Annotated in this window: 5 protein-coding genes and 1 pseudogene; 3 read left to right on the forward strand and 3 right to left on the reverse strand. The window is 72.8% G+C overall.

The annotated features are described in order from the left end of the window. A pseudogene (locus E6U81_RS39345) lies at positions 1 to 103 on the forward strand (IS5/IS1182 family transposase); the annotation flags it as partial. A 110-nt stretch (positions 104 to 213) separates the two neighbouring features. Further along, on the forward strand, positions 214 to 900 hold the full coding sequence (locus E6U81_RS39350) for a biliverdin-producing heme oxygenase (RefSeq protein ID WP_136234779.1): 687 nt from the start codon (positions 214 to 216) through the stop codon (positions 898 to 900). 81 nt (positions 901 to 981) lie between these two features. Here the strand turns inward: E6U81_RS39350 and E6U81_RS39355 are convergent, their stop codons facing one another. From E6U81_RS39355 to E6U81_RS39365, 3 genes are all read right to left on the reverse strand, one after another. Then, positions 982 to 1,299, reverse strand: coding sequence for a hypothetical protein (locus E6U81_RS39355; RefSeq protein WP_136234780.1), 318 nt, complete (start codon positions 1,297 to 1,299; stop codon positions 982 to 984). A gap of 70 nt (positions 1,300 to 1,369) precedes the next feature. Continuing rightward, on the reverse strand, positions 1,370 to 2,035 hold the full coding sequence (locus tag E6U81_RS39360; protein ID WP_136234781.1) for a PhzF family phenazine biosynthesis protein: 666 nt from the start codon (positions 2,033 to 2,035) through the stop codon (positions 1,370 to 1,372). A 19-nt stretch (positions 2,036 to 2,054) separates the two neighbouring features. Next, positions 2,055 to 3,464 (reverse strand): HtaA domain-containing protein, encoded by a 1,410-nt coding sequence (locus tag E6U81_RS39365; RefSeq protein WP_136234782.1) that lies wholly within the window; start codon positions 3,462 to 3,464, stop codon positions 2,055 to 2,057. Positions 3,465 to 3,661: 197 nt separating this feature from the next. Here E6U81_RS39365 and E6U81_RS39370 point away from each other — a divergent pair, with 197 nt between their 5' ends. Beyond that, a complete protein-coding gene (locus tag E6U81_RS39370; protein WP_136234783.1) occupies positions 3,662 to 4,009 on the forward strand; it encodes a hypothetical protein in 348 nt (115 codons plus the stop codon). Positions 4,010 to 4,084 lie beyond the last annotated feature (75 nt).

Genomic DNA, 4,084 nt, shown 5'->3' on the forward strand with positions numbered 1-4,084 from the left:
CAACCGGCTCAAGCAGTGGCGCGGCATCGCGACCAGGTACGACAAGACCGCCCAGTCCTACCAAGCAGCCGTCACCCTCGCGTCGCTCCTGATGTGGGCGTGACACTTTGACGACAACTCCTAGGCCGTTCTCTTCCGGATTCTTTTACCGACAGGACGTCGGGAACTCATTGACTTAGGCAAGCCTAAGTAGCAGTATCGGGCGTGGCGGCAATGCCGCCACGCCTGTTTCCTCTTTCCTGGAGGTCCGCCTTGGACGCCTTCTCTACGGCCATCCGCGTCGCGTCGCACGAGCAGCACACCGAGGCCGAGACGTCGACCTTCATGAGCGACCTGCTGGGCGGGCGGCTCGGAGTGGACGCGTACACGCGCTACACCGAACAGCTGTGGTTCGTGTACCGGGCCCTGGAGGAGGCGGCCGAGTCCCTGAAGGACGACCCGGTGGCGGGACCGTTCATCCGGCCCGAGCTGATGCGCGTCGCGGAGATAGAGCGGGACCTCGCGCACCTGCTGGGCCCGCAGTGGCGCGAGAACGTGGTCGCGCTGCCCTCGACCGAGGCCTACGCCGCACGCGTGGCCCAGTGCGCGGCCGAGTGGCCGGGCGGGTACGTCGCCCACCACTACACCCGCTACCTGGGCGATCTCTCCGGCGGGCAGATCATCCGCGACAAGGCGGAGCGCACCTGGGGCTTCGAGCGCAAGGGCGACGGCGTCCGCTTCTACGTCTTCGCGGAGATCTCCAACCCGGCGGCCTTCAAGCGGACCTACCGCGAGCTGCTGGACGCGATCGCCGCGGACGACCTGGAGAAGCAGCGCATCATCGACGAGTGCAAGCGCGCCTTCGACTTCAACGGGGCGGTCTTCCGCGAGCTGGGCGAGGAGTTCCGCCTCACCGCGTGACGTCATGTACGGGCACGGGTACGGGTCCGGGGCCGGGTCGGGCGCACAGTGCACCCGGACCGGACCGGCCCCGCGGCCGTTTCAGGAGGCCGTGAGCGCCCACAGGACGAGCCAGGTGACGAGCAGTACGTTCGGGTAGAAGAGGGCCAAGAGGCAGCCGGCGCTCCCCAGCGCGAGGCGCCGCCTGCGCTGCGCGTCGGTCCGCGGCGGGATCCAGGTGGCGGCCACCAGCGCGAACGGGACGACGTAGAACAGGGCGTAGGGGCCCGGGGCGCCGGGCCCGTACGAGAGCGCCCGGCCGAGCCAGGCGGCGACGGGCGCCAGCACGGTGAAGAGCACGGCCACGGCCAGCCACTGGCGTCGCTCGTAGGGCGGCCGTGGCATCGGGTTCGTCGTCATGGCGCCATCCCACCGCGGCACCCGGCTCCCGCGTCAGCGCCCGCGTACTCACTTTCCGGGTACGGGATACCTACGCCGGGTGGACGGGCGGGGCGAAGCGGACGCGGCCGCCCACCTCGATCGTGCCGTCGGCGCCGGGGGCGGTGAGGATCTGGGAGCCGGCGCCCTGGGTGATGTTCAGGGCGCGGTCCAGCTGGGCCGTCAGCAGGATCGCCGCCGAGCCGGTGGCCTCGTCCTCGGCAATGACGCCGTCGGGGCGGCGCGGGAAGCCCCGGGCCCGGACGCGGCCCGCGGCCTCGTCCTCCCAGGCCCAGGCGTACAGCCAGCCCTCGCCGGGCGGCGGCGCCGGGAGCGCCTCGACCTCGGCGACACTGTCGTACTGCTGGGTGCGCTTGCCCTCGACCCACTCGGGCCGGGCCGTGATCCAGGTGAACTCCCCGTCGTCACGGGCCCATACGGATCCGGCGGGCGGCTGGAGCTCCTCGATGTCCAGCAACCACGCGACCCCGACCAGCGGGTGCCCCGCGAAGGACATCCGCGTGCCGGGGGTGCGGATGTCGACGACCCCGCGCTCGGGGTCGTCGACGAACACCGTCTCGCTGTAGCCGAGTTCGGCGGCCAGCGCCTGCCGCGTCGCGTCGTCGGGGCAGGTCCGGCCGTCGCGCACGACGCCGAGCAGGTTGCCGTACCGGCCGTCACCCGCGCAAAAGACCTTCAGGACATCGAGATCGTTCACGCGGGAATTCAAGCACGGTTCAGACCTGGGCCGTACGGCGCCTGCGCGCCATGTGGAGGGCACCCGCGCCGGCCGCGATGACGACACCGGAGGTGGCGAGCAGCGCCCCGGCCGGGATCTCGGCGCCGGTGTCGGCGAGGTTGCCGCCGACGGAGCCGCCGCCGCCCGCGGTACCGCCCGTACCGCCGGTGCTGCCGCCCGTCGAACCGCCGGTGGTGCCGCCCGTGGACGGCGGCAGGGTGGCGTCCTTGTCGACCGCCACGGAGAAGGTGAGCGGGTCGATCGCGTCGCCCGCCTTGTACATGGAGCCGGTGGTGTCGTTGGCGAAGACGGCCGCGCCGTCGGCGGTGAAGGCCGCCGGTACGCCGTTCAGCGCCAGCACGCCGTTCTTGGTCTTGTAGTCGGTCTTCGACAGGTCGAGCGTGGCGAAGGCGACGCCCGTCTTGCTGCCGGCGGCGTTCTTGACGTCGACGTACAGGGTGCCGGTCTTGCCGGCGGCGTCGATGCGGGGGTTGCCGAAGGTCATGTCGATGCCGTGGGCCGCGTACTGGAAGCGGAGGTTGCCCTCGAAGGAGGCGTTCAGCTTCTGCTTCTTCGCATCCAGCTCGCCCTTGCCGAAGGCGAAGTCGAAGAGCTCGCCGTTCTTGGCGGCGCCGCCGGCCGGGGTGATCGAGCCCGCGCCCAGCACGTACCGGCGGAAGGACTCCTTCACACCCCACGTCAGCTTGCCGTTCAGGACCTTCTGCGCTCCGTCGGCCGGAGCGGTGGGGCTCGGGTCCTTGGTCGGGTTGGGGTCCTTGGTCGGGGTCGGCTTCGTCGGGGTCGGCTCGGGGGCGGGCTCCTCGAACTTCAGGTTCGCGGTGAGCGGGTCGCCGGCCTTGTTCTCGTAGCCGGCGGAACCGAGCGCGTCCGCGGCCTCCTTGGTGAGGGTCGTCGCCAGGCCGGTCATCGACTGGCCGGCGAAGGCGACGGTGGCCAGCGGCACGTCCTGGGCGGTGGCACCGGACTTGGTGACGTCCGCGGTCAGCTTCTTGGTGCCGGTGTCGATGCGTATGTCCGAGAGCTTGACCTCGAAGCCGTGGCCGGTCGGCGGGGCGGGCGAGGAGAAGGTGACGCTGCCCTTGAAGGCCGCCTTCACCACGTGGCCGCCGGTCGGGTCGTACTGGCCGGTCGGATCGATGAACCGCAGGGTGCCGTCGGCGTTCTGCTGGGCGCCGTCGGCGACGGTGATGGTGCCCTTGGCCATGCCGGTCACGTAGGCGCGGTAGCTGGCGAGGACGCCCCAGTCGAGGGTGCCGCCGACGATCTTGATGGGCCCGGTCGGGGGACCGCCCGCGGCGATGGCCGGCAGGGCGAAGGCGGTGGCGCCGAGAGCGGCGGCGGTCAGGACGGCGGCCGCGAGGGAGATCGGGCGGCGGATGGACGACATGGCGGGGGACTCCTGGGGGACGGAAGGGGAAGGGGGTAGGGGCGGGGCACTACTTCGACGCGACGTCCGGCCCGTCGGCATCCGCCGAGTCCAGAGCCGGGGCCGAACCGGCGGCCGAAGCCTCGGCCGGACCCGGGCCGGGTGCCCCGGCGACACCCGAGGCCTCGGCCTGGGCCTGGACCCGAGCCGGGGCGGCGGTGGCCGAGTCAGCGGCCGGAGCCGAGCCGGTGGCGGGCGCCGAAGGCGGGGCCGAGCCCGCGGGATCGGCACCGGCGGAAGCCGGAGCGGGCTCCGGTGCCGCGGCAGCGGCCGGGTCGGCGGAAGTGGAGCCGGAGGCCGCAGCCGAAGCCTGGGCCGAGTCCTGGGCCTTGGCAGGAGCCGGGGCGGGCTCCGATGCCGACGCCGCGGACGGGGCCTGGGCCGAACCGGCGGTCGGCTCCGCGGCGGCGGCCGGGGCCGAGCCCGGGGCGGGCGCCGAAGCCGAGGCCTCGGACGGAGCGTGCGGCCGGCGAGGCGGACGTCGCCGCGTACGGTTCTGCCGATGACGGGAGCGGGGGCCGTCACGCGCAGTCCTTCGCGGACCGCGTCGGGGACGAGTTCGGGTGAGGCGAGCAGGCGGT

Source organism: Streptomyces sp. A0592 (assembly GCF_004795115.1).
Lineage (GTDB): Bacteria > Actinomycetota > Actinomycetes > Streptomycetales > Streptomycetaceae > Streptomyces > Streptomyces erythrochromogenes.

What these genes read in the sequence shown, in the direction of transcription:
- E6U81_RS39350 (WP_136234779.1), top strand. Translation starts at nt 214, where the DNA reads ATGCCGCCACGCCTGTTTCCTCTTTCCTGGAGGTCCGCCTTGGACGCC.
- E6U81_RS39355 (WP_136234780.1), bottom strand. Translation starts at nt 1,299, where the DNA reads ATGACGACGAACCCGATGCCACGGCCGCCCTACGAGCGACGCCAGTGG.
- E6U81_RS39365 (WP_136234782.1), bottom strand. Translation starts at nt 3,464, where the DNA reads ATGTCGTCCATCCGCCGCCCGATCTCCCTCGCGGCCGCCGTCCTGACC.